Below are 24,426 nucleotides of genomic sequence, written 5' to 3'. Positions count from 1 at the left end.
TGGTGTTGTCGGCGGCGCGGTTTGGCTAGACCAACCGGCTGATGCACGCGCTCGGCGAACCGCGGGCGTGACGACGGCCTGCTGGAGCATGATGAGGTCGGGTTGAATCGGTCTCTCGACCGCCGCGCTGCACTCCTTGCGACGGGAGCCCACCGACTTCGCTATGACCTTTCAACCTGATCGCATCGCGCTCTACGCACGCACTCATAAATCCGGGATCTCCGCCCTTGAGGCAGAGCAGACTCGCAGCCCTGACCGAATGGGCTCGTCTTGTGGCCCTGGCCGTGTGAAAACGTCGATGCTTTTCTAAGATTCCCTGGTCATTGTGTGGGGGGAAGCTGATGAGGCGCTTCGTGAAGCAGGCGGATCGTGGGCAGTGGACGCTACCGACCTTTCTTAGAATGCCCCAATGTCCGCAGCCGGGAGGGAAGCCGACCAAAGTCGAGCGGGGCGTCGTGGTCGGCTTTTGACCATCCCGGACGTCGGCCCCAACCCGCAAGCGCCAGCGAAACCTTCATTTGAACATCGGCTATGTCCGACCACTATGCTCCCTTCACCGCACTGCCGAGGTGTGCCTTTATCGGAAACTTTAACCCATCATCGGCGACATGAGACGCCAGCGCGTCTTCTACCTCGCTGACCAAGACCCTACGGGTTTCATCCGAGACTTTGGCCACATGGCCTGAGAGCGGCGATCCGCGCACATAGTCCTGCACGAACCGCGAAACTGACGGAAAACGAACGGTTCCTGCAGCCGACTCAATCGTTATGTCGCTGAAACCTTCCGCAGCCACAAGCGCGCGTAGCTGTTTGGCATCGGCGAGCGCAAAAGGAGCGCGCATTATGCTCGCCGCCTCAGTGCTGACGTGCCGCGAAAGCGCACCGGCTAAGGCGCTGAACCCAGGACTGTATTGGATGTCCTGCCACACCATAAAGCCGAGGCGGCCGCCAGGTACCAGCACGCGATACATCTCGCGCAGTGCGGCGGGTCGATCTGGAAAGAACTGGAGTCCCAATTGGCAGTACACGACATCGAATGTCCCCGCAGGCAGAGGCATGTTCGTCGCGCTGGCCTCTTGCCACGTGATCGGTGCGCTTGTGGTCGGGCGGGCAGCTGCGATTGAGGCGGCGACCGCCAGCATACCGGGATTCAGGTCGAGACCGGTCACGCTCCCGGCGGGGCCTACTCGCTGTGCGGCGAGCCGCGCCACCACGCCGGTACCGCATGCGACGTCCAATACGCGCTCACCTGCTCGCGGGTCTGCGAGTGCAACTACGAGCGGTGCCCAAGGTGCGAAGACAGCCGGAACAAGGGCGTCCTCGTATGTCTCAGCGGCATTTCCAGCTACTTGCCATTGTCCTTGGTCAAGCATGGCCTATCCTTGATAGCCACGTCCCCCGCTCGCTTCCGTGTGAAGCTAGCACATCGAGGGGGACAGCAGTCGCGGCCCTTTAGCGCACGTGAACATCGCAAAGTGCTCGATCTGAGGCGTGTACTCATAAACGTTGGCTTGCGGTCATAAAGCGGAAGTCGCCCGGTCTGACCGCCAAGGGCGGCTTTTGACCCAGCGGAAACGTCGCAGCTCTTTGCATTTGGTGTTATGATTGGGCACCAACGGCGGTGCAGCATCTGGGTTTCGGGGAGCGGCCATTGGGGCCTAAAAACGAGTCGGGATTTCAACTCAAGCCGTTGGCCAGCGAGCGGGCTCTGGAGCGCGCTGAGCGATTGGCCAATCTTCTGGCCTCCATCGTCGAGTCCAGCGACGATGGAATTGTGAGCAAGAATCTAGATGGCATTATTACAAGTTGGAACAAGGCGGCCGAGCGCATTTTCGGTTACTCGGCCACGGAGGCTATTGGTCAGCCCATTACACTCGTGATTCCGCAAGACCGGCTCAGCGAAGAACGGGAGATTTTAACCCGCATCCGACGAGGTGAGCGCATCGACCATTTCGAGACTGTCCGGCGACGTCGGGATGGTAGCTCAATCATCGTTTCGCTAACTGTTTCTCCTGTCAAAGACGCCCACGGCAACATCGTCGGCGCATCAAAAATTGCTAGAGATATTACCCAGCAGAAGCGAACTCAGGAGCAGATTAGCATTCTGGCTCGCGAGGCGGAGCATCGAAGCAAGAACATCCTTTCTAACGTACAGGCAATTATCAACCTTTCTCAGTCCGACACCTCCGAGGGCCTCAAGGAAGTGATCAGCGGGCGCATCCAAGCGATGGCAAATGTTCACTCGCTGTTTGTTGAAACGCGGTGGATAGGAGCCGAAGTCTCGGCGATCGCCAAGCAGGAGTTTGCCCCTTACCTCGAAGAGAGTCACCAGAAGCGGATTGTGATGGAGGGGCTGCAGACGGTGTTAGAACCCATCGCTGCGCAGGCGATTGCTGTTGTCCTGCATGAGTTAGCAACCAATGCTATCAAGTATGGAGCGCTATCCAACACAAGAGGCCGGATAGAATTGGCCTGGTCGCGCGCCGAGGATGGACAGCTGGTGCTCCGCTGGACCGAACTGGGCGGACCGAGGGTAAAGGCGCCCCAACGCAAGGGATTTGGTAGTCGGCTCATCGAAGGGACGATCAATCCACTTGGCGGGAAGGTGCTGTTTGACTGGCGCGCGGAAGGGCTGGTTTGCGAAATCGCCGTTCCGACGTGAGATGCCAATCGAGCTTCGCTGCTCTCGCCGCCACAACTTTTGCTTATGGCCGATTCCGTTGAAAAATGGCGGCTGTTGCGACGCAGAGGTATCAGTGATTCAGTCTGTCTAATTGGCAGGACTGAAGATCATGATGGGACATCGGCAACTCGACCAGGCTGCGTTGTTCTATGAGTTCTCGCTCGAAAGACATATCCTCGCCGACCACTTGCTCCGGTCGATCGACAGGTTTGTCAACCTTGAACGGGTCAGGCAGGAGCTGGCGCCTTTCTACAGCAGCATCGGCCGACCTTCGATCGATCCCGAGCTGATGATCCGGATACTCTTGATCGGTTACTGCTTCGGGATCCGATCGGAGCGGCGGCTGTGCGATGAGGTCCACCTCAATCTGGCCTATCGGTGGTTCTGCCGGCTCGGTCTGGATGGGGCGGTGCCGGATCACTCGACATTCTCCAAGAACAGGCATGGCCGCTTCCGGGAGAGCGACCTCTTCCGTCACGTGTTCGAGAGCGTCTTGTGCCGCTGCATCGAGGAGCGACTGGTCGGCGGTGAAGGATTTGCAGTTGATGCGAGCCTGATCAAGGCCGATGCCAATCGGCAGAAGGGGATCGAAGGCGATAAGGGACTTCTGCCGGATGCTGCCGGTCGAGCAATCGATGAGCGTCTGGCTATGCCGCTTTCGGAGCCGCGACCGAGGTTACCCCGAAGTTCGTATCGCCCTCCGACCCGGCGGCGCGCTGGACGGGGGCGCACGGCGGCCAAGCGTTTTTCGCCTATTCGACGAACTACCTGATCGACATCGAGAATGCGATCATCGTCGATGTTGAGGCAACGACGGCAATCCGGCAGGCGGAGGTATTGGCCGCTAAGCGCATGATTGAGCGCTCGCTGGAGCGGTTTGATCTCTATCCGAGCCGGCTCCTCGGCGACAGCGGCTATGGCTCGGCCGAGATGCTCGCCTGGCTGGTCTATGAGCACGGCATCGAGCCGCACGTTACAGTCTTCGACAAGTCGGCCCGCACAGATGGGATCTTCTCGCTCGACGACTTCACCTATGACCATGCTGGGGACATCTATCGTTGCCCTGGTGGCAAAGTTCTTACCACGACGGGAACGTTGGTGAATGATGGTGCCACCATGCTTTACCTCGCCAGCAAGCGCGATTGTGATCGATGCGCATTGAAGGCTCGGTGTTGCCCCAAGCAGGCTTCACGGAGAGTGCCGCGCTCGATCTACGAGGGCGCTCGCGACATGGCGCGCCAGATCGCGAGATCGTGGGAGGGAGGCGCCTCGCGCCGGCTCCGCAAGAAAATCGAGATGTTGTTCGCGCACCTCAAGCGCATTCTCAAGCTCGACCGTTTGCGTTTACGAGGTCCAAACGGCGCGCGCGACGAGTTCATCCTAGCAGCCACCGCCCACAAACCTTCGAAAGATGGCCAAGCTGATCCCGATGCCCACCCGGAGGCTCGCATAGGGTCGGTAGAGCAGTTCGGCCACGTCGCGGCGGAGCTACTAAAACGAAATACTGCCAGCCTTTTTCAACGGAATCGACCATATGCAGACATTCGTCACCCCGGCCCGCGCCCTCTCGGCTTGGGCTCGGCCAACGGTGCGACCTCGACCGTGGCGCTCTCTGTGGCGCGCTCTCGCTCAATAGTCAGCCGCACTTGCTGACCGACCGCGGTCAGCCCGATGAGGTTGCGCATTTGCGTGGCGCTGCGGATCGGGATTTCGTTGGCCTTCAGAATGATGTCGCCGCGGCGAAGGCCCGCGCGCTCTGCGGGCGAGCCGGGGCTGACCTCCTTGACACGGGCACCCTGCGTCACACCCGCAGCGGGCGCCTCGAGATCCTCCAGCGCAACGCCGATGCGGCCACGCTCGACCCGCCCTGTCTGCGCGAGCTGCTCCATCACCTTGCGGGCCATGTTGATGGGTACCGCAAAGCCAATTCCCACATTGCCGCCTCCCGGAGAGATGATCGCCGTGTTGATGCCAACGAGTTCGCCGCGCAGATTGATCAAGCCGCCACCGGAGTTGCCGGGGTTGATCGCAGCATCAGTCTGGATGAAATCTTCATAGCCGTGCTTACCAAGGCCGGTGCGCCCGAGCGCGCTGACAAGGCCTGACGTGACGGTCTGGCCCAGGCCGAAGGGATTGCCCACCGCAATGACGAAGTCGCCGACCTGAAGCGCGTCGCTGTCGCCCAGCGCGATGGCTTTCAACCCGACGGGCCCCTTGACCTGTAGTAGCGCGATATCGGTCGGCGCATCGCGGCCGACCACGCGACCGGCAAACTTTCGGCCATCCTTGGTTCTGATCTGCACCGCGGTCGCGTTGGCAACAACGTGGTTTGCCGTCAATACATAGCCGCGCTGGGCGTCGACAATCACGCCCGATCCGGTGGCGTTGATTTCCTTCTCCAGCTGCTTCGGAACGTCGAAGAACTCCCGGAAAAGCGGATCCTGGTACAGCGGATTGTCCTCGCGCACGCGTCCCTGCACCGAGATGTTGACGACGCTCGGCGTCACCTCCTTGACCAACGGCGCAAGGGTTGGCACGCGGCCGGTGTTAACGTCTGGAATTTGGGCGAGAACTGGCGGTCCGGAAAGGGTTAATGCCAGCGTCGAGCCGAGCCCGAGTCGCGCAAGCCCACGCAAGTATCGCATCATTTCTCTCCGGTAGCACACGCGTTTATCCCCCGTCCTCCGGGGGCGGTGGCGGCGATTAACTGGTTGGCTCAAGTCGACTGTTCAAGAGCCCTCAGTGCATCGTTCGGATGAGCCGCCAAAATTTTCGTAGAAGCTCTTGAACGGATTTTGTCCGTTACCTAAGTCGCTTCCGCCCGGGGGCCGGTTTCCGGACCCGGATTTTTGACATCGCTGACCTAATCAGGAGGATGTGCATGCATTTCCGTCCATTGCACGACCGCGTGCTCGTGCGCCGCATTGATGCCGAAGAAAAGACCGCTGGCGGCATCATCATTCCCGACACCGCAAAGGAGAAACCGCAGGAAGGCGAAATCGTGGCCGCGGGCCCTGGCGGTCGGAATGAGCAAGGACAATTGGTGCCGCTCGACGTTGGTCCCGGCGACCGCGTGCTTTTCGGCAAGTGGTCTGGCACCGAAGTGAAAATCGACGGCCAGGACTACCTCATCATGAAGGAAAGCGATCTTCTGGGCGTGGTCGACAAAGCCGGCTCGCTCAAGAAGGCCGCTTGAGCAAGCTGGAAGCTGACAGTCATTCGAGAAAGGAGCAGATAATATGGCTGCCAAAGACGTGAAATTCTCAACTGAGGCCCGCGAGCGGATGCTGCGCGGCGTCGATACGCTCGCCAATGCGGTCAAGGTGACGCTTGGTCCCAAGGGACGCAACGTCGTCATCGAAAAATCCTTCGGCGCCCCGCGCATCACCAAGGATGGCGTCACTGTTGCCAAGGAAATCGAGCTCGAAGACAAGTTCGAGAACATGGGCGCACAGATGGTGCGCGAAGTCGCCTCGAAGACAAACGACCTCGCCGGTGACGGTACCACGACGGCGACCGTGCTAGCCCAAGCCATCGTCAAGGAAGGCGCAAAATCGGTCGCCGCCGGCATGAACCCGATGGACCTCAAGCGCGGTATCGATCTAGCGGTTGAAGTCATCGTCAAGGACCTACAGGTGCATGCCAAGAAGGTCACCTCCAACGAGGAAATCGCGCAGATCGGCACCATTTCCGCCAACGGCGACACCGAGATCGGCCGTTTCCTTGCCGATGCCATGCAGAAGGTCGGCAATGAGGGCGTGATCACCGTCGAGGAAGCCAAGAGCCTCGATACCGAGCTCGAAGTGGTCGAAGGCATGCAGTTCGATCGCGGTTATGTCTCGCCCTACTTCGTGACCAACGCAGAGAAGATGCGGGTCGAGCTCGAGGATCCCTACATCTTGATCCACGAGAAAAAGCTCTCCGGGCTCCAGACCATGCTGCCGCTGCTGGAGGCGGTGGTGCAGTCGGGCAAGCCACTGCTCATCGTCGCCGAGGACGTCGAGGGCGAAGCACTCGCGACTCTTGTCGTCAATCGGCTCCGCGGTGGCTTGAAAGTGGCAGCCGTCAAGGCGCCCGGGTTCGGCGACCGCCGCAAGGCCATGCTCGAGGACATTGCGATCCTCAGCGGCGGAACGGCGATATCGGAGGATCTCGGAATCAAGCTCGAGAACGTAACCCTCAACATGCTCGGGCGCGCCACGAAGGTCGTCATCGACAAGGAGAACACGACCATCGTCAACGGCGCAGGCGCCAAGAAGGACATCGAGGCCCGCGTCACCCAGATCAAGGCGCAGATCGAGGAGACTACCTCCGACTACGATCGCGAGAAACTCCAGGAGCGTTTGGCGAAACTCGCTGGCGGCGTCGCCGTGATCCGCGTCGGCGGTGCCACCGAGGTCGAAGTCAAGGAGAAAAAGGATCGCGTCGACGATGCAATGCACGCAACGCGCGCCGCGGTCGAGGAGGGTATCCTGCCCGGAGGCGGCGTGGCGCTCCTGCGCGCGTTGAAGGCGCTCGATGGTCTCAAAGCTTCTAATGCAGATCAGAAGGCCGGCATCGATATCGTGCGTCGCGCCATCCAGGTTCCTGCCCGGCAGATCGTCCAGAACGCCGGTGAAGACGGCTCGCTCGTCGTCGGCAAGCTGCTCGAGAACGCCGACTACAATTGGGGCTTCAACGCAGCCACGGGAGAGTACCAGGACATGGTCAAAGCGGGCGTGATCGATCCTGCCAAGGTCGTCCGCACCGCGCTGCAGGACGCGGCTTCAGTCGCCGCCTTGCTCATCACGACGGAGGCCCTGGTGGCCGACAAGCCGAAGAAGGCGGAGACGGCGCCTGCCGCGCCGTCCATGGACTTCTGATCAACCCTGAGCCCGGTCGGCGACGGCCGGGCTCATCCGATCCACCACGAGAAAGCAACGGTAGCACCAAGGAGCTTCAGATGAGCAGGCGCATGCAATCTCCACCACCCAACGGCGGGGCGGCTGCAATGCATTGGCTCATGTTCGCCCTCAGCCTTCTCACCATCGCTTGGATCGGCTTGCCGAAATTAGGAGGATGAGATGACAGGAAATGATACCCTTTCCGCTCGTGCTGAGACTTCAGCCCGCCGGGCCCGAATGATGATTGCGGGCGCGTTCGCTTATGCGGCAATGCTGCTCCCGGCGGGTGCCTGGGGCCTGGACGGTCCCCCAAGGCAGATCCCCGAGCGCGCGAACCACCTTCTGCCGCTTCCGCCCATCCCCTATCTGGATTCGATGCAGTGGATGAGCTGGAAACCGAGCCCGCCGCTGTTCAAGATGGACACGCTGCTATTGCCAGACAGCAATGAACCCAATGTCCTTCGTCTTCCGTCCGACCTGGAAGGGACTGCACCCCAGGTGAGCTAATGCTCCACGCGCGGCCCGTCTATGGGTCACGCAGCTTCCCTGGCGCTCGAGGACGGCGAACCTGCGCCTCAACCGCGCTGTCCGAATTGCGGGCCCGGGTGCATAACTCGCTTGTTAACGAAACGTACGTCAGGTCAGGTTACTGGGGACCAAAAGCCCTAAAAAATTTTTGGCCCCCTCTTGAAACCAAAAGCGACTTTGCTAATTTTTTTGTCGCCACCGAACGGTGGTGTCCGGGCGCCTCAGGGGTCCGGCCGTTGAGACGGGCACCGGTCGTGTCCGGTGCCGCTCGTAACCATCTTGCTCTTTGGAGGATTTGGCTATGCGCACTTATGATTTCTCGCCCCTTTGGCGTTCGACCATTGGCTTCGATCGCCTTTTTGACCTCGCGGAAATGGCCCAGCGGGCCGGCGAGGACAACTATCCGCCCTACAATATCGAACGGCTGTCTGAGGACCGCTACCAGATTTCGTTGGCGGTTGCAGGTTTTGCGCCCAACGAGATCGCGATCACGGCCGAACAGAACGTGATCACCATTGAGGGCAGCAAGTCGGAGAAGGCTGAGCGCGATTATCTCTATCGCGGCATCTCCACCCGCAGCTTCAAGCGGCAGTTCAACCTGGCGGATTACGTTCAGGTCAAGAGCGCCGCATTCGACAACGGCTTACTCAAGATCGAGCTGGTCCGGGAAATTCCGGAAGCCATGAAGCCGCGCCGTATCGCAATCAACGGCGTATCGGCCGACAATGTCCAGAAATTGGAAGCGAAGGCAGCCTAAGCAGGCTCCGACCGGCGCCGCGCGAGGCTTCGCGCGGCTGCCGCTCGTCGTCAATGCAAAGGAGGATACCATGCGGCCGACGACCGCTGACGACAACGTGTTTGACTTCAACGCGCTCCTGCATCCCGGCACCGCTTTCGAACATCCCAGGGATGTCGTGTGCCACGCCGGCCTGACGACGGCCGAGAAGCGGGCAATTCTGGCATCCTGGGCGTCCGACGCATCGGCGATAACATCATGCCCGTCGCTCCGCTCGCCCGCCGGACTGAAGAAGCCCGTATCGATCGACGAAATCCTCGAGGCCCTGTGCGAACTCGACGGCGGACCCCGGAATCCTCCGGGTGGAAAGCCTTGTCGGTTGCGCTCAACCGAGCGTGCCTTGGCCGCCTGAGCCGGAAGGGGACGAATGATGATCGAGGGAAATCTTGAACGCCTGCGTGCCCATTGCGCCAATATTCGGCGCTACCGCAGGCTCCTCGAGACGCGGCTGTCGGACCTGGAGCGAGCGTATATCGCACGCCGGATGAGCGAAGAGCAGCGTTCCGTGGAGGCTCTTTTGCACGAGACGTTTCCCGATCGCCTCTCGCTGCAGACGGATCGCCGACGAACAACGAACCTGGAGATGGCCGGGCTGCTGCATCCAGCCGAGGCGTTCGCTCATCCAATGGACGTTGTCGAAGATTTCGACCTCACATCGTACGAGAAACGGGCCATTCTATCGCTTTGGGCCGCGGATGCTTGCGCCGTGAAAGACGATCCAGAATTGAACCAGACAATCGATGGAGCCGTGAGCTTCGACGACATCGTGGATGCCCTGTGCCTTCTGGAGTCCGATTCGGATCGAAGGACCGATGGTTCCAACCGAAAAGGCCGACGTTTTGGCAGCCATGAGGCGGACGATAGTCCCGCCCTGTAGACCGATGCTTTTGTTGTTCTGCCGCGACTCTGATGAGCGCGGCAGAGGCGAGAATTTGTTGAGCGCTGCGAGGGGGAAATGTCTCAAACTGTCTCTCAGAAATTGCCGTCGCTCGGCACCGGGCTGACGAAGTATTTAACGGAAATTAGACAATTTCCGATCCTCACTCAGGAGGAAGAGAACACCCTTGGTCGGCGATGGCGAAACCACGGCGATCGTGAAGCAGCTTATCGCCTGGTGACAAGCCACCTGCGTCTCGTTGCGAAAATCGCCATGCGATATCGAGGTTATGGGCTACCTGTTGCCGATATCATTTCAGAGGGCAATGTCGGCCTGATGCAGGCCGTGCGGCGATTCGATCCGGAGCGGGGCATCCGCCTGTCCACCTATGCCATGTGGTGGATCAAGGCAACGATCCAGGATTTTGTTCTTCGCTCCTGGTCGCTGGTGAAGATCACGGCGGACGCTGCCCAGAAGAAGTTATTCTTCAAACTGAGGCAATCGAAGAGTGCGATCGCTGCCTTGGAGGACGGGGATCTGAGGCCAGAACGGGTCAAGACGATCGCCACTCACCTCAAGGTACCCGAACGTGAAGTCGTGAATATGGACCGTCGCCTGCGTGGCGACCTGTCCCTGAATTTACGACACAACGATGCCGGCGACGTCGGCGATGCCCTCGAACGACTGGTAGATCCGTCGCCTACTCATGACGTGACGTTGGCCGAGCACCAGGAACTGGCTCAACGGCGCCAAGCATTGACAGCAGCCATTGAGAAGCTAAGCCCCCGTGAAAGGCATATCTTCACAGCACGCTATTTGAGTGAAGATCCCCCGAAGCTCGAAGCGCTCGCCTTGGAGTACGAAATATCGCGCGAGCGTGTCCGCCAAATCGAGCAACGGTCATTTGAAAAGGTACAGTCCGCGATGCTGGCAGCCTGTCTGAAAAGTCCAGACAACATTCGAAGGAACGGTAAGCACACTTTCGGCTCAGGCGCTTGACTGTACGATGCTAACGCCATTCATTCTTTGTCTGATGGCGCGAACAGCATGGCCGCGGCAGGAGCCAACTGCGCGGCACGACATATCTCCGCATTTGAAACTGCTCGCCTGCGTTCAACGTCATTAACTACAAAGGCATCAGAAGACGCGTGTGCTGACGCCAGCTCGTTCGCCGAAGACACGGAGATTCGCGACGCCGCCTGAAGCGCTCCCACGCATTTCAAAAATAGGGATTCGGGGCGCACCGTGGTGGGGCTCCCTCTTCTAGGTGCTTGGTAAGCGCCCGACGCAGAAATTTCTGCATCGAACCCAGAATTTTTCTTAGACCCCTCTTGAAGCCCAACTCGTTTTTTCTAACCAAGGTCCCAGCCGTGGCCCGTGGTCCCGCCTGATAGACGCCGATAGTGTGAGAAACAGCGGTACTGACAAAGGTCATGCCGGACGCAGCAACAATGCTCAGTCGTCGCTCGGAAAATCCAACTCATCCCTCAAGCAGAGAGAGCATGAGCAGTGCTCTGAAGCCGTAGATTGCTAAATCGTTTGGATCATACCAAGCCGTTCCCGCAAACCGGCGCAAACTACGCGGTCCCTGATATTCGGAGTTGGCGGAGAAGCATCAGGGACTTGCGCTCCGCGCTGGCGTATTCCCTGTCGTGAATAGCGGAAATGGTCCAGCCCGACACCACTGTTGGTCGGCTGCGCTCCGCGGCAACATTAGCTTTGAGATGGGATATGATCGGTGGGCGAAGTCGTGCGCCCCAATGCGCTGTAATATTCCTGCTGAAAATTAGAAAAAAGCGGCCCGGCCTTGGGGTAGCTCTGGGGTGGGCCGGGCCGTCAGGACATGCCGAAGTGTGAGTTTCCGGCCGCACCATGAGCGGTTCCGATTCGGGCAGCAAGAGGGCGCGCAATTCGATGTCGAGGGGCGATCATTTTGCCAACTCTGCCAGATTTAGTATTTCGGCGACGATTTTACGCCGCTCCGATGTGTCGTTTGATCGATTGAACTTATCTTCCAGCACTTGGAAGGTTGTTCTGATCAGCGTGTCATCGAGCACGACCGGCAATTTATCCACGGCATCAAATCCGGCAGCAGCTGCCTCCTCAAACCCAGCCACGAATGCCTTCTTAAAGGCCTCGCGATCGTGCAGAAGATGCACGATCTTCGGCTCAATGGACGCGCTGAAGGCATGTCCGAAAACAAGAAACATACTCATGCCGCCACCGCCGTTTCAGCCTCGAGCGACGCAAAGAACACGCGGGGAGTTCCAGCGAATGGTACGACGACTGATCCGGGCATTACGAAGGTGCGATCTCGACCTTGGGGATAGGGGTCAACCAGGCCGAGATCGCGCTGCCTCGCCGCTGCTGACATCGCGATCATTGTTCGCCTTCATGGCCGCGTTCTGGCCGGATGGTGGCGCGATCTTGGTTGTCCGCGATGTTCACCGTGTCGGCATTGTCGTCGGGAGCCTCGCGGCGATCCGTCATCGCCTCGACGGCTTCGATCACATGCCGTCTTACTACCCGGTCACGGATGGAGCGAAAGGCTCTGCCGCTTGACGTAGGGCTTCACATAGGCCTGAGCCATCAACCGCACCGCATGCCCCATCGTCTGCAGCTCGCGTGACCAATGGTGCAATGACGCGCAAGCCTCGATCCCCACCAGTCATGGCGGCAGCTTCTGGAAAAATGCCAGGACGTGCCGGCGCTTCAACTGTCGGCGTATGACCACCTGGCCGGCTGCATCAACGCCGTGCACTTGGAAGACCGACTTCGCGATATCCAGACCGATCGTCGAAATTGACTGCATAGGCTGCTAGTCCGAATCGTGGGAACCTCAAACGGCGCCCACTCCTTGGCACTCTCGTGCCTGTGGAGGAGCCGTCCAGCGTTAGGAGCTGACCTTCCGGCCCAGCTTCCAGAGCACTTCTTGCATGATCATCGTGCCGGCTTATCGCGCGCTGTTGGCAGCATCCCCGCCGTGTCCACACGTAAAGGGCGATATTGTCATTGTCCTATCAAAATAGGTGTGCGGGATGCGCGTTACCCCATAGGTGGTACTGCTTCTTCACCCTTTACCTTGAATTTTCTCACTCCTTTACTGGCAAAGTTCCATTCGGAGGCATGGCCTCGAAATTTGTTGGACGGTGTTTGCTTCTCCACTTGCGTTCGCAGCAGTTTGCAGCAGATCGAGGGAGAATAGCATGCAAAAGCATCCGATCATTCGATTGCAGGTACTTCTCTCCGCGACTGATTATTCAGGCAGCATCGGAGGGGCGTACGCGAAATAGCGACAAAGCTTCCGCTGCGCCCCATCTTAACGGACTTCCAGAAACTGACGTCCCCTCCCGGCGAGCGCCACAGATCGCCGAAGAGCTGACGCTTGGATTGCGCATTGTTTTGCAGCGAAACCGTTGGGCGATTGCGAGCCCGGGCGGCGACCGCCTGTTCCGAAGAAGGTACGAATGAGCGCCGCCTTTCGAAGGGAGGAAATCATGGCACCAGTATTGACCATCAATGGCAATCTCATCATCGACGAAGCCGCGAGCTTGCAGACCAGCGGCACTGACAATGACACGGGTGTTCAGGCGGGGCCCGACAACGAAGTTGCCTGGTCTTTCCTGCTTACGAACATGAGCGCGGCTCTCAAGAGCAGTCTGGGCATTGCGGCTGGCTCCGCCGGCGAAGAGTCGGGTGATACGAGCGCGGTGTTTCCGCAAGCTGCGGCACGGACGATCGGCAGTGCCGGTACCGATTTCATCCAGCTCGGCACGACCACCGTCACCGACCTGCAATTCTCGAACTCCACGGGGGGGACGCTCACCAACGGCACGCTGACCCAGATTTTCGCCACCGGCGACGGAGCGCAGATCTTCCTCTACACCGATTCCAACAGCCACATCCTGCTCGGGCGCGAGGGCCAGTTCAACGGCACGACCTGGATTTCCAACTCGAACGGCACCGTCGCCTTCGCTATCGTGCTGGACGAGACCATCACCTCCGGCAACGTGACAGGCGGCAACGTCTGGACCATCCAGTACGAGGCGCTGAAGCACACCAATACCAGCGGGATCGACGACGCCGATACGCTTAATCTTTCCGGCCTCGTCGATGTGAAGGCCTTCTTCACCACGACGACGACGGTCGGCTTCGGCGATTTCAGCCACGTGCCCTCCGGACAGGACGACTGGGCGGCAATCGAGCAGACTGCCACCGCGGCGGCGGACACCAGCGATCCCGACATGATCGTCACCGGGCTGGCGCCGGGCACAACCGTCAATGTCAGCACGACAGGCCTGGGCAATGGTCCGCAGGCAGTCGGCCCCGGAGGAGGGGTGCGTGTCGACGTCGTCAATCACATGACCTATCCCGACTTCCCCTTGACCAATCCGGACGTGCACGATCTGTCGAAGATCAGTTACAGCACCACGGGGAGCAACCCGGGACATGTCGGCTCGGTGACGGAGGCGAGCTTTTCGCTGACCCAGGTGAACCCCGGGAACGCGAACACCACTGTTAAGGTGCACATATATGCGTTCAACGAAACGAGTGACCTTCAGGGCGCCAATCTGGTCTCGACTGCCAGCGTGGGCATCGGCGGCCTGACCGGCAGCGACCAGACGCTGGTCCCGATCCTCGGCAGTACGATCAAGGTGTATTCCGACCTTGCGAAGACCCAGCTAGTCACATCAGGCATCACCATTACGGCTGCGGGCGATGGATCGTACTTCATCGATGGCCTGAAGACGAACTACACCGTCGACTTTCAGGTCGCGCAATCCAGCCACATGGACCGCTTCGTCGTCGGCAACGCCCAGCCGACCAGCGGCAATGGATCCAATGTCACCTTCGACGTTGGAAATTTCGCGTTCAGCGTCTCGAACTCGACGAGCGACACTGCGCATACCGGCGTCGGCGGCAACCTGTTGTTCGAGGACGACGGTCCGACCCTGCTGGCGAACGGCACCGCCACGGCGTTGCAACTCGACGAGAGTTATCTCGCGGCCGGCTCCGCCCCCAATGCAGCGAACACCACCACGTCCGGCAGCTTCAGCGGCCTGTTCACACCCAATTACGGCGCCGACGGGGCTGGAGCCGTCGGCGGCTACACGCTCGGCGTCAAGTCCGCCAACGTCGATTCCGGGCTGGTCGATTCGGTGTCGGGACAGGCTGTTCTGCTCAGTATTGCGAGTGCCAACGACCCCAGCCACAACATCGTCACCGGGGACGTTATCGGCAAGACGAGCTCAGGTGGTGATCTCGTTTTCGGTGTTCACGTCGATTCGGCAGGAATCGTCACGTTCTCGGAGTTTCGGGCCGTCAAGGAAGCGACCGCCGACACCACCAGCACTGATGGGGCGGTCGGCGACAGTTCCGAAGCCAGCGCCAGCATGGCCGCGGACCTGATCACGCTCTCGGCCACTGCCACCGACAAGGACGGTGACACGAGCGCCGCCGCGGCGGCTAACATCGGAAACAAGTTCCAGCTGCTCGACGATGGTCCAAGCCTCAGCGGGGTGCAGAGCCTCTCCGGGCAGGACGCCCAGCATCCGGCCGTCGGCTTCACTGCCGGCTCCTCGGGATCGGACTCGTTCACGTCACCCGACGGCGCCGACGGGGCCAAGGTCACGATCGATGCCGCCGCTGCCATCACCGGGCTCACGCAGTCATACAACACCGATCATACAGTCCTGACCTACAAGGATTCCGGCGGCAACGGTGTCTACCAGCTGAGCGTAACCGACACAGGTTACACCTTCACGGTGCTGCAGACGATCGCCAACCCGCCGGAGACGCTCAACTTCAGCGCCATCAAGTCGGGGAGCCCGGTCGAGACGCTCAATGTCAGCACGAGCGGCGGCCACAACATCGTCTTCAACGGACTGCTGTTCCCCGCCGCCGATACAGGTGCCCTCGGACTGCAAACCCAGGCCCAGTTGCTGACCGCGGATCTCGGCACCTCGAACCCGGCCGACGACCTCAACCCCGACAATATCGGATTCGGAGTGAAGAACGGGCAGGCGTCGCAGATCAACATGAACGAGGGCTTCTTCTTCAATGAAGGCAGCGGCCTCAACCTCAAGAATCTGGCCTTCGACGTGGCGGGAATCGGCAACGTCACCAGCATCAAGGCGGAGTATTGGCTGTTCAACTCCGCCGGCGATTTGATCGACTACGAGAACCCAACCATCAGCGGTCTCAAGCAAGGCAACGTCCACGTCACCGTTGCGGACTTGGGCAATACTATCGTGCCCGGCAGCAATCACGATGCCGCCGGAGAAACATTCTCGACCGGCTACATCCGGTTCTTCTTCACGCCGGTCGACACCAATGCGGGTGTCCGCATCATCAACTTCACCACCCAGGTGGCCGCCCCGGTGAACGATCAGGACATCCAGTTCCGGATCGTCAACACCGACGCCGATGGCGATACGGCCAAGGCCACCTTCAACGTGCTGGTGGACAACCCGGACTCGACGACCGTGAGCCACTGGCCGTTGGCCTAGTTACGTCGCGCGGAGACGCATCCGACATGGATGCGCCTCCGCGCCAAAGTCTCTTGAGGTCGAGAGCCCCTAGGAATCGATACGCGTGTTGGACATTCTCTCGGAGTGCTGGTCTCAAGTCGCCGCCAACGCGCAAGCCTGGTTCGGCCCGGCTCTCGACGGGCCGCGCGATTTCATGCTCCGCGCGGCGCTGCCTATCGTGGCGGCAATCATCCTTCTCCGGCTGGCGCGAAGGCGGCGGGGGCGCGCGCGGCCTGCTCCCGCCGGCGATCACGACGGGTCACCGACCGCACACGATCTTCCGTCGCTGCTCCGGGCCTGCCGGGGCGTGCTGATCGGCATCGGCTTGATCACGGCCATGCTGAACGTGCTATATCTCACCAGTTCATTCTTCATGCTGGAAGTCTATGACCGCGTGGTGCCGAGCCACAGCGTGCCGACGCTCGTCGGCCTCGTCGTCCTGGCCTGCGGCCTCTACCTCTTCCATGCATTCCTTGACATCTTGCGCGGGCGCATCCTGATCCGCATCGGCGACTGGCTCGATCGCGCATTCTCGGAGCGGGCTTATGACATTGTTGCCCGCTGGCCGCTGCGGGCGCGCATCAGCGGCGACGGGCTGCAGCCGATGCGCGACCTCGATCAGGTCCGCAGCTATCTCTCGGGGCTCGGGCCGACCGCGTTGTTCGACCTGCCGTGGATCCCGTTCTATCTCACAATCTGTTACCTGTTCCACCCGCTGCTGGGGCTCACCGCGTTGATCGGCGCGCTGCTGCTCGTTTTGCTGACGCTGGTCACCGATCGGCTGACGCGTGCGCACGCCAGGGACATCACCGGGCGGGTAGCACAGCGCAATGCCCTGGCCGAGGCCAGCCGCCGCAATGCCGAGGTGTTGCACGCCATGGGCATGCGTGGGCGCCTCGCCGCGCGTTGGGCGGCGGCCAACGACGGTTACATGGCCAGCCAGAGGCGCGCCGCCGACATCGCCGGCGGCTTCGGCTCCGCCTCCAAGGTGCTGCGCATGGCCTTGCAATCGGCGGTGCTCGGCGTCGGTGGCTATCTGGTCATCCGACAGGAGGCGAGTGGCGGGATCATCATTGCCGGCGCCATCCTCACGTCGCGCGCGCTCGCTCCGGTCGAGCTCGCCATCGCGCACTGGAAAAGCCTGGTCGCCGCCCGGCAGAGCTGGAAACGTCTGCAGCAATACTGGGCGCAGCTCCCGGACGAGTCGGAGAAGACTCCGCTGCCGCCGCCGTGCAAGGGCCTCGCGGTCGAGACCATCTCCGTGGCGCCGCCAGGCGATCGGCGCGCGGTGGTGCTCGAGGTTTCCTTCACGCTAAAGCCCGGACAAGGGCTAGGGATTGTCGGCCCGAGTGCGTCGGGTAAATCATCGCTGGTGCGCGCCATCGTCGGTGTGTGGACACCGGCAAGCGGCAAGGTGCGGCTCGACGGTGCCGCCCTCGAACAATGGAATTCGGAAGCACTCGGCAGGCACATCGGTTATCTGCCACAGGATGTCGAGCTGTTTGCCGGCACGGTGGCCCAGAACATCGCCCGATTTGATCCCGAACCCGACGTGCCGGCGACCATCGCCGCCGCGACAGCGGCCGGTGTGCATGAGACAATCCTGCAACTGCCTGATGGCTACGACACGCAGATCGGCGAGGCTGGAGCGGCGCTCTCGGCCGGGCAGCGCCAGCGCATCGCGCTCGCCCGTGCGCTATACCGCGATCCGTTCCTGGTGGTTCTCGATGAGCCCAACTCCAACCTGGACATGGAGGGCGACCAGGCCCTGACGCAAGCCATCATGGGCGTGCGCGCACGCGGCGGCATTGTCATCGTCGTCGCGCACCGAACCAGCGCGCTTTCCGGCGTCGACCAGTTGATGGTGATGTCGCAGGGACGTGTGCAGGCGCTCGGGCCGAAGGATGCGCTGCTGGCCAAGATGATGCAGCCGCGGCCGGCTCCGGTACCGCTCAAGGTCGTGAGCGAGGGAGCGAGCCCATGAACGAGCCCATGAACCGCGACCCGGTCAACGTCGTGCCGCTCTCGATCCGCCGGCACCTCGGCGCGGGACTGGTGGGTGTCATCCTTCTCGCCGGCGCCGTCGGCGGCTGGGCTGCCACGACGGAACTCGCGGGCGCCGTCATCGGCGCAGGTACGCTGGTGGTCGACAGCTACAGCAAGAAGGTGCAGCACCCGACCGGCGGCGTGGTGGGCGAACTCAATGTCCGAGAGGGCTCGAGGGTGAAGGCTGGAGACGTGCTGCTGCGCCTCGACGAGACGGTGACGCGGGCCAACCTTCTGGTCATTCTCAAGAGCCTCGACGAGCTAGCGGCGCGCCAGGCCCGGCTCGAGGCGGAGCGCGACGACCAAAAGCGCGTCGACTTTCCGGCGGACCTTATCGCGCGTATCTCCGACACGGATGTGGCGCGCGTGCTCGTCGGCGAGCACAAGCTGTTCGAGCTGCGCGGCACCGCCCGAGCAGGCAAGAAGGCCCAGCTCAACGAGCGCATCGGCCAATTGCGAGAGCAGATCGGTGGTTTGGAAGAGCAGATCGCCGCGAAAGACGGCGAGACGAGGTTTGTCGACCAGGAGCTCGTCGGCGTGGGCGATCTGTGGCGCAAGAACCTGGTCCAGATCACGCGCGTGACCACACTTGAGCGCGATGCGGTGCGCCTGCACGGCGAACGCGGCGCTCTGGTCGCCTCCATCGCCGAAGCGAGGGGCCGGATCACCGAGACCGCGCTGCAAATCATTCAGGTCGATCAGGATCTCCGCACCGAGGTGGGAAAGGAGCTTGCCGAGATTCGCGCGAAGACCTCGGAACTGGTCGAGAAGCGGGTGGCCGCCGAGGATCAGCTCAAGCGCATCGATATCCGGGCGCCGCAGGACGGCACCGTGCAGCAGCTCGCGCTGCACACGATAGGCGGCGTCGTCACCGCCGGCGAGCCGATCATGCTGATCGTCCCCGCCCACGACCTGCTGGTCGTCGAAGTGCGCATCGCCCCGCATGAGATCGATCGCGTATCGGTCGGCCAGCCGGTGCTGCTGCGCTTCACCGCCTTCAACCAGCGGACCACGCCGCAGCTCAACGGTGAAGTGAACCACGTGTCTGCTGATGTCACGAACGACCAAAAGACTGGAACCAGCTTCTATGTCACCCGCATTGCGGTGACGGAGGCGGAGATGGCCCGCCTCGGCGACGTGAAGCTGATCGCGGGCATGCCAGTCGAAGCCTTTATTCAGACCGGGCAGCGCACAGTGATGTCTTACCTCTTCAAGCCGTTCTCCGATCAGCTGATGCGCGCTTGGCGCGAGCGCTAGCGGCTCACGAACTCTGCTTCACCTCGACCGGCTTTCGCGCGAACTGCGGAAATGTCTCGGCCACGACCGGTCCACCCAGCCGCTAGGAATAGCAGTCGCCGACGAAGAATGGCTGCTCTCGCTGCTCAAACAGTTTGCGTACGACCTGCGCCATCTCGTCAGCCGGCAGACCCTGCCGGGTTATGAACTCGTGATCAGTCACGATTCGAGCGACGCTGAGTGACCGAACTTCAAACCCGTCCCTCTTGACGGGCTCACCGCGCGACTTCGCTGGCGCGGCCTCATTGCGCGTTCGGAGGACAGCCGATCGTCAGCTTGATGTGGTCCGAACTGCCAAATTTTGCGTTTTAGGGGCGTGTTATCCGAAATGAAATCAATGTCTTGTGCGGGCGGGGCTGCCCATGCGCACTAATGGGAGAGAAGGGTGCGCATCCCCGAGTCGTGAAATGGGTACGGCAACTTTTAGTAGAGGCTTCCGATTTCTGCGCAGATCGGTTGTTCGCATTGGAGTGAGGGTCTTAGCCCATCATAACCTTGTCGGCCCGGCTACGTCCGGTTCTTCGATCAACCCCGAGTTCGAAAGTAACACGATCACCTGGCCTAGGTGTTACTCCAGGCAGAAGGGACGTGACATGGAAGAAGATATCTTCCCCACCGGTATCCGGCTTTATGAATCCGAAGCCTTTGTCTTCCTTAAACAGCTTGACCATGCCCTTGGGCATTTCACTATTTCTCCGCTCAAAGACCGCATAATCGCACCTTCCTGTTAACGAGTTGCTTAGGCTGCGAACAGCAAGTGGTTAACGCGTCCGTAGGAATCCGGGGAAAGCGGCAAGCTCGGCATCCTCGCTGAGGCCCGTTTCTCCTGCCGATGTTTTTGTTCCACGCGCGGAAAGTAATAGAGGTTGCTGAGGGGCGGCGGATATCGAGAGAGAGCACTCGAAAAATTGTAGCAGGCGATGCGTGCCAGCCCGCACGATCTGCTGATGTGGCTTTGGTTGATCTGGCGTGGGCTCTTGCAGTTCCTTCCACGGGCCTGCGCTGCAGGCAATGCGCCAAGTTGCTCGCCTGCATCCGGGTTATGTAGTTACCTTCCAATTCATTGCCGCGCCGCTTATCTTGGGCGTTTGACGAGGCGCGCCCAGTCGCTGGAGCAGCTTGAGCGTTGGCCGGAAAAGCGACCGTGGATGCGGCCTGACGGTTATGTGCTTCTCGTCGAAGGTATCCGCCTGGCAGCCATCGAGTGACACCGCGATCCTAACCGAACCGGACAGCGGAAATCCTCTTTTTGAAGATTTAGCAAGTCAACCGCCTTCGGCGTCAGAGTTGCGACGCTCGCCAGTTGTTCGGATTGCGAAATATGGTCCTGCGTCAAAGAAATAGCTCCATCGGAATTCCCAGAGGATCTAGCTCTCGGGCCCAGGCCACGAAAGCATATCCGACGGTTGGAGCGCGGCGCACTCCAGTCTGCGAAGCGGTCAAACTCGCGGGAGCCCCGCGCCAATGCAGCTAAGGCCAGCAATCAGCAGCACGCCTGCGCACGCCTCCAGGATGATAGAACGACGCAGACTTGCATACAAGGCGAGCATAGATCCAAAGATCGTGGTCACGATACCGAATTCCAGGATCATCGATTCAAATCGCTGAACGTTGAAATTGGCTTTTGACGAAGAGAGAATTAAATATCTCAGAGACTGCCACGCCGGGCGCGCTCATCGTTTTTCGGCTTAACGTTAAGGTCGCGACCCGTGGACGGATGCGCCGCCGAGCCCGCGAACGCCGGCTTGCTCAATAAGGGAGGGAGGCCCGAGCGAGAAACCTCGACCGACGCGGACGAGGCTTAATTCCAACGCAAAAGCAGGGTCCGCTCTTTTGAAACCAAAGCCGCGACGCGAAATGACGGACGCCAGGGCGTGCCTCGATCAATCGGGCCGTCGTACGCTGAGAAGCCGCTAGAAGTCGCGATGAGTGGGCGCCAGCGAACCGCTCTAGCGCGGTTGGTCAGGGATTTCTTGCCACGTCTTCGAGTGCTCTGAAATCCACTTCGCGGCGTCGCGCTCAGTAGTAAAACCCTTGATGACTTCCGTTTCGCCATCGGGCCACAGAATGTCGATCCTCCAGCCGGGGCCGGGATTTTTGCAAGCCATGAAAGCTGGTCGCTGCTCGATCATTCGTTGACTATGCGCCGACGGTGGCTAGCTACAAGCCAGTGATCCTGCCACACCTCCATCTTTTTTGCTCTGCGACCCTTAGTTCTCACGCCGATCCTTTCGTGGTCGTGAGTCAAGAAGATCCGGCAGCGGTGACAATTGGGGTCGCGGTTCGGAACTTGGCTCTGTGGTTGCTTCGCCCTGGACATTGGTCCGGCGCCGGCGGCTAATCACAAGGCCAATCAAGCCGACCGATATCAGCGCGGTCCCTGCGATTATCAGCCAATGCGGCAATTGCAATGAGAGCAGCAAGGCCTTTGCCATTTTCACTCCAGGACAGCGTACTCAAATGCCACGCCCTCGGGGGAGTTTTCCTCGAACCATTTCTCGGCGGCCTCGATCGAGGCGAAGACCTTGATATGGTCCTCGTCGCCGATTTTCTTGGCCGTGTCCGTGTAGATCCAGACAGCTTTCATCGCATCAACTCAAACATTCCTTGACCTCGGTCAACCGCAGCTTGGTGTCCGCCGGCATCTGTCCCAGCAGCATATGCCTCGTGCCGACCGCGACCCGATCGGGTCAGATGTCGTCCTGCTCTGCGTGATAAGTCTTCATGTCCGCGGCAAACCGGTGGGCGACCTCGGGCGGGATTTCCAGGAGCTTTCGGTTGATCGGCAGGCATTGGCATGAAACTACAACAACACTGCCAAGCTTAAAATACCCGCAGCCGGCGTAGATGCTATGGTTCATCTTCCAAACGGATTACTGCGGCGGAGGCATGCAGAAGCTACCGCTCTTCCAGCCGCCATGTTGACAGATGGGCAATGGCTGAAATCTTATTGGTCCGCATCGCCGGGGCGAGTGCAAGGATAGGTTTGACCGACGTCTTGCGCGCCAGGCTGCCACCCATGCGCTAACGCTCGCGGGATCGCGGGGCGCTGCAGCGAGCGGTGTAATCGCGCATATGAAGAACTATCCGACCAAAATCACGCTCGGAAAAATGCGAGAAACCGACGCAACTCGCATCATCGTTACTGCCAAGAGTTTCGGCGCTCTCACAATGTCCCGCTAGACGCATGATAGCACGACGGGATGCGTCTATCCGATCTCGAGCCGCGGTTCAATTGCACGGCCTTGAAAGGCAGGGCTCGATCATTCGATCGCTCGACGTGCCGCCCGAAATGGATCCTAATTAGCTGCGCCGGCAGACTGCGCTGGTGTACGTCGCCCGGCAATTACGCCGTAGTCAGTGCCCAAAGAACAACCACAGCAGGATGATCACAGGAATTGGCACGCCCAAAAGCCAAAGCAAAACGCCTCGTCCCATCTCGCTTCCCTCCCTTGTTTATTCACGCCAATGGCAACTCCGGAGACGCGGCCATGTTCCTAGCCCACCGATCGCGTCGCCCTTGCCGCCGCGCAGAGGGCGGGTGGCGGTAGTCATCCCTCAATGATGAGGCGATCCAGGAACGCATTGCAAGCCCGCTCGGCTTCAGCGAACGAGCTGAAGGGAGATCCGAACACTTGAGCCGCCGACATATTCAGAAAGTCAGGGCGATATGACGCAACAAAGCCCGGCTCTTCGTGCAATCCAGGTCCGCTCCGGCTCTCGTTGCTGATGACGAATGAATAGTCGCCGCTGCTTGCGATCCATATCTCCAGTTCAGTATCGACTCGGCGAAAGTGCAGGGCCATATCACCCTTCACAAATTTGGTCCTTCCGTGATCGTCGACATGGACGCTCAACCTGCTTTTGTGCAGTTGGCCGCTTCGGCCTCCCGCGCCAGCCGTTCGGCTTTTAGGCGCTCTCGATTATCGTGGATCGCTTTTTGCGCTTTGGCGTAATCCGTCATGGCTTCCGTCGGCCTGACAGTTTTGAATGCTTTGTTTGCTTCGCGCTCCGCAGCCGTCGGCGCCCGTCGGTCTCGGTCTTTAATCACGGTTGACCTCCCATTTGGGCTGACTAATCAACGCGCGGAGCTAGTCTTCGATCCTTCAACGAACTTGAGGCTGCGATCATTTTCGGTTTCTGTCGCGGCGCACCTTCTGAAACTCCCTTAGATGCGCTTGCGGTTGGCCGGATCGTCAGGGCTGGCTGCGGGGTCGATTGCATCGGCGATTCGCGTTACGCGCTGCCCCGGGCTGTGTCCGTTCGGCGCGTAACGCGCGGGCGATACAGCTAGCCCGAACTCGACGAGCCGGTGGATGGCCGCGGCGACGACGGTCCGACCTTTATGCAGGCCGTCCGGATCGAGCCGCATTCCGTTTTCGGCAGCCAGGGCCTGTAGCCTTTTGATGTGAGCCGCGGAGCCGGTGGCGAAGAGCAGGGCGGCGCCGAAATGCTTGGCGTCGGCAATCTGAACTTGCAGGCCCCCATCTGCTGATGCGCCCCACGCGCCACCGGAGCCAGGGCCCCCGCCACGATCGACATGTTGCCGGCGAGCTCGCAGCCGCGCCGAAGATCACCTGCGGCGGTGATCGTTTGAGCTTGGGTCGCGCCGCCTGCAGGGACGCGGTAGCATTCCAGCAGCGCGGCGGCGCGATGCATATGCAGCTTGCCGGCCCAATTCTTCGCGATTGCTGGATGCTGCAGGATCTTCGTCTGCAGCGCGGCGCCATAGACCTTTGGCCTTCTTAATGCGGTCGGCCTTGGCCGCGGCCTCGACCTCTGCAAGA

20 protein-coding genes and 2 pseudogenes are annotated in these 24,426 nt (G+C 60.6%); 12 read left to right on the top strand and 10 right to left on the bottom strand.

Features of this window, described 5'->3' with window-relative positions; translation table 11 throughout:
• Window positions 1–542: 542 nt before the first annotated feature.
• A complete protein-coding gene (locus ACVI1L_RS04510; RefSeq protein WP_456782385.1) occupies window positions 543–1,373 on the bottom strand; it encodes a methyltransferase domain-containing protein in 831 nt (276 codons plus the stop codon).
• Window positions 1,374–1,726: 353 nt separating this feature from the next.
• On the opposite strand from ACVI1L_RS04510, the gene ACVI1L_RS04505 reads away from it, so the two are divergent.
• The gene (locus ACVI1L_RS04505; protein ID WP_233475395.1) at window positions 1,727–2,662 is read left to right on the top strand and encodes a PAS domain S-box protein; all 936 of its coding nucleotides are present in this window, start codon (window positions 1,727–1,729) and stop codon (window positions 2,660–2,662) included.
• Between the two features lie 130 nt (window positions 2,663–2,792).
• Window positions 2,793–4,136 (top strand): annotated as a pseudogene (locus ACVI1L_RS04500) (transposase).
• 94 nt (window positions 4,137–4,230) lie between these two features.
• Here the strand turns inward: ACVI1L_RS04500 and ACVI1L_RS04495 are convergent.
• Window positions 4,231–5,328, bottom strand: coding sequence for a trypsin-like peptidase domain-containing protein (locus tag ACVI1L_RS04495; protein WP_456785508.1), 1,098 nt, complete (start codon window positions 5,326–5,328; stop codon window positions 4,231–4,233).
• A gap of 236 nt (window positions 5,329–5,564) precedes the next feature.
• On the opposite strand from ACVI1L_RS04495, the gene groES reads away from it, so the two are divergent.
• The 7 genes from groES to rpoH all read left to right on the top strand — a co-directional run bounded on the left by groES (window position 5,565) and on the right by rpoH (window position 10,766).
• Window positions 5,565–5,879 (top strand): co-chaperone GroES, encoded by a 315-nt coding sequence (gene groES, locus ACVI1L_RS04490; RefSeq protein ID WP_076828150.1) that lies wholly within the window; start codon window positions 5,565–5,567, stop codon window positions 5,877–5,879.
• Window positions 5,880–5,922: 43 nt separating this feature from the next.
• The gene (gene groL, locus ACVI1L_RS04485; RefSeq protein ID WP_057018175.1) at window positions 5,923–7,545 is read left to right on the top strand and encodes a chaperonin GroEL; all 1,623 of its coding nucleotides are present in this window, start codon (window positions 5,923–5,925) and stop codon (window positions 7,543–7,545) included.
• A 201-nt stretch (window positions 7,546–7,746) separates the two neighbouring features.
• Window positions 7,747–8,073, top strand: a complete 327-nt coding sequence (locus ACVI1L_RS04480; RefSeq protein ID WP_246786760.1) for a hypothetical protein — start codon at window positions 7,747–7,749, stop codon at window positions 8,071–8,073.
• A gap of 322 nt (window positions 8,074–8,395) precedes the next feature.
• Window positions 8,396–8,851 carry a small heat shock protein HspD gene (hspD, locus tag ACVI1L_RS04475; RefSeq protein ID WP_456782384.1) on the top strand — a complete coding sequence of 152 codons (456 nt, stop codon included), beginning with the start codon at window positions 8,396–8,398 and terminating at the stop codon, window positions 8,849–8,851.
• Window positions 8,852–8,921: 70 nt separating this feature from the next.
• The gene (locus ACVI1L_RS04470) at window positions 8,922–9,242 is read left to right on the top strand and encodes a hypothetical protein (protein ID WP_141341757.1); all 321 of its coding nucleotides are present in this window, start codon (window positions 8,922–8,924) and stop codon (window positions 9,240–9,242) included.
• A gap of 15 nt (window positions 9,243–9,257) precedes the next feature.
• Complete coding sequence (locus tag ACVI1L_RS04465) at window positions 9,258–9,767, top strand: hypothetical protein (RefSeq protein WP_200844541.1); 510 nt, start codon at window positions 9,258–9,260, stop codon at window positions 9,765–9,767.
• A gap of 78 nt (window positions 9,768–9,845) precedes the next feature.
• Entirely contained in the window at window positions 9,846–10,766 is a 921-nt protein-coding gene (gene rpoH, locus ACVI1L_RS04460; RefSeq protein WP_456782383.1) for an RNA polymerase sigma factor RpoH, read from the top strand.
• Between the two features lie 929 nt (window positions 10,767–11,695).
• On the opposite strand, the gene ACVI1L_RS04455 is transcribed toward rpoH, so the two are convergent.
• From ACVI1L_RS04455 to ACVI1L_RS04445, 3 genes and pseudogenes are all read right to left on the bottom strand, one after another.
• Window positions 11,696–11,983, bottom strand: coding sequence for a hypothetical protein (locus tag ACVI1L_RS04455; protein ID WP_141341754.1), 288 nt, complete (start codon window positions 11,981–11,983; stop codon window positions 11,696–11,698).
• Between the two features lie 163 nt (window positions 11,984–12,146).
• On the bottom strand, window positions 12,147–12,278 hold the full coding sequence (locus ACVI1L_RS04450) for a hypothetical protein (RefSeq protein WP_456782382.1): 132 nt from the start codon (window positions 12,276–12,278) through the stop codon (window positions 12,147–12,149).
• A 43-nt stretch (window positions 12,279–12,321) separates the two neighbouring features.
• A pseudogene (locus tag ACVI1L_RS04445) lies at window positions 12,322–12,579 on the bottom strand (IS110 family transposase); the annotation flags it as partial.
• 685 nt (window positions 12,580–13,264) lie between these two features.
• On the opposite strand from ACVI1L_RS04445, the gene ACVI1L_RS04440 reads away from it, so the two are divergent.
• The 3 genes from ACVI1L_RS04440 to ACVI1L_RS04430 all read left to right on the top strand — a co-directional run bounded on the left by ACVI1L_RS04440 (window position 13,265) and on the right by ACVI1L_RS04430 (window position 19,600).
• On the top strand, window positions 13,265–16,276 hold the full coding sequence (locus tag ACVI1L_RS04440; RefSeq protein ID WP_456782381.1) for a DUF5801 repeats-in-toxin domain-containing protein: 3,012 nt from the start codon (window positions 13,265–13,267) through the stop codon (window positions 16,274–16,276).
• Window positions 16,277–16,364: 88 nt separating this feature from the next.
• Window positions 16,365–18,281, top strand: coding sequence for a type I secretion system permease/ATPase (locus ACVI1L_RS04435; protein WP_310885760.1), 1,917 nt, complete (start codon window positions 16,365–16,367; stop codon window positions 18,279–18,281).
• 8 nt (window positions 18,282–18,289) lie between these two features.
• Entirely contained in the window at window positions 18,290–19,600 is a 1,311-nt protein-coding gene (locus ACVI1L_RS04430; RefSeq protein ID WP_456785507.1) for an HlyD family type I secretion periplasmic adaptor subunit, read from the top strand.
• Window positions 19,601–20,118: 518 nt separating this feature from the next.
• On the opposite strand, the gene ACVI1L_RS04425 is transcribed toward ACVI1L_RS04430, so the two are convergent.
• The 5 genes from ACVI1L_RS04425 to ACVI1L_RS04405 form a co-directional block, all read right to left on the bottom strand.
• The gene (locus ACVI1L_RS04425) at window positions 20,119–20,322 is read right to left on the bottom strand and encodes a cold-shock protein (protein WP_038383590.1); all 204 of its coding nucleotides are present in this window, start codon (window positions 20,320–20,322) and stop codon (window positions 20,119–20,121) included.
• A gap of 1,754 nt (window positions 20,323–22,076) precedes the next feature.
• Window positions 22,077–22,226 (bottom strand): hypothetical protein, encoded by a 150-nt coding sequence (locus tag ACVI1L_RS04420; protein ID WP_456782380.1) that lies wholly within the window; start codon window positions 22,224–22,226, stop codon window positions 22,077–22,079.
• Between the two features lie 964 nt (window positions 22,227–23,190).
• On the bottom strand, window positions 23,191–23,445 hold the full coding sequence (locus tag ACVI1L_RS04415) for a hypothetical protein (RefSeq protein WP_456782379.1): 255 nt from the start codon (window positions 23,443–23,445) through the stop codon (window positions 23,191–23,193).
• A 47-nt stretch (window positions 23,446–23,492) separates the two neighbouring features.
• Window positions 23,493–23,690 (bottom strand): hypothetical protein, encoded by a 198-nt coding sequence (locus ACVI1L_RS04410; RefSeq protein WP_456782378.1) that lies wholly within the window; start codon window positions 23,688–23,690, stop codon window positions 23,493–23,495.
• 117 nt (window positions 23,691–23,807) lie between these two features.
• Window positions 23,808–24,011 (bottom strand): hypothetical protein, encoded by a 204-nt coding sequence (locus ACVI1L_RS04405; RefSeq protein WP_456782377.1) that lies wholly within the window; start codon window positions 24,009–24,011, stop codon window positions 23,808–23,810.
• Window positions 24,012–24,426: the final 415 nt, after the last annotated feature.

Source organism: Bradyrhizobium sp. USDA 4516, assembly GCF_054055915.1.
This window is presented reverse-complemented; position numbering and strand designations above follow the sequence as displayed.

Coding starts and splice junctions, on each gene's coding strand:
- ACVI1L_RS04510 (WP_456782385.1), bottom strand. CDS start 1,373: ATGCTTGACCAAGGACAATGGCAAGTAGCTGGAAATGCCGCTGAGACA.
- ACVI1L_RS04495 (WP_456785508.1), bottom strand. CDS start 5,328: ATGCGATACTTGCGTGGGCTTGCGCGACTCGGGCTCGGCTCGACGCTG.
- groES (WP_076828150.1), top strand. CDS start 5,565: ATGCATTTCCGTCCATTGCACGACCGCGTGCTCGTGCGCCGCATTGAT.
- groL (WP_057018175.1), top strand. CDS start 5,923: ATGGCTGCCAAAGACGTGAAATTCTCAACTGAGGCCCGCGAGCGGATG.
- ACVI1L_RS04480 (WP_246786760.1), top strand. CDS start 7,747: ATGACAGGAAATGATACCCTTTCCGCTCGTGCTGAGACTTCAGCCCGC.
- hspD (WP_456782384.1), top strand. CDS start 8,396: ATGCGCACTTATGATTTCTCGCCCCTTTGGCGTTCGACCATTGGCTTC.
- ACVI1L_RS04470 (WP_141341757.1), top strand. CDS start 8,922: ATGCGGCCGACGACCGCTGACGACAACGTGTTTGACTTCAACGCGCTC.
- ACVI1L_RS04465 (WP_200844541.1), top strand. CDS start 9,258: ATGATGATCGAGGGAAATCTTGAACGCCTGCGTGCCCATTGCGCCAAT.
- rpoH (WP_456782383.1), top strand. CDS start 9,846: ATGTCTCAAACTGTCTCTCAGAAATTGCCGTCGCTCGGCACCGGGCTG.
- ACVI1L_RS04455 (WP_141341754.1), bottom strand. CDS start 11,983: ATGAGTATGTTTCTTGTTTTCGGACATGCCTTCAGCGCGTCCATTGAG.
- ACVI1L_RS04440 (WP_456782381.1), top strand. CDS start 13,265: ATGGCACCAGTATTGACCATCAATGGCAATCTCATCATCGACGAAGCC.
- ACVI1L_RS04430 (WP_456785507.1), top strand. CDS start 18,290: ATGAACCGCGACCCGGTCAACGTCGTGCCGCTCTCGATCCGCCGGCAC.
- ACVI1L_RS04425 (WP_038383590.1), bottom strand. CDS start 20,322: ATGCCCAAGGGCATGGTCAAGCTGTTTAAGGAAGACAAAGGCTTCGGA.
- ACVI1L_RS04420 (WP_456782380.1), bottom strand. CDS start 22,226: ATGAAAGCTGTCTGGATCTACACGGACACGGCCAAGAAAATCGGCGAC.
- ACVI1L_RS04415 (WP_456782379.1), bottom strand. CDS start 23,445: ATGGCCCTGCACTTTCGCCGAGTCGATACTGAACTGGAGATATGGATC.
- ACVI1L_RS04405 (WP_456782377.1), bottom strand. CDS start 24,011: ATGCGGCTCGATCCGGACGGCCTGCATAAAGGTCGGACCGTCGTCGCC.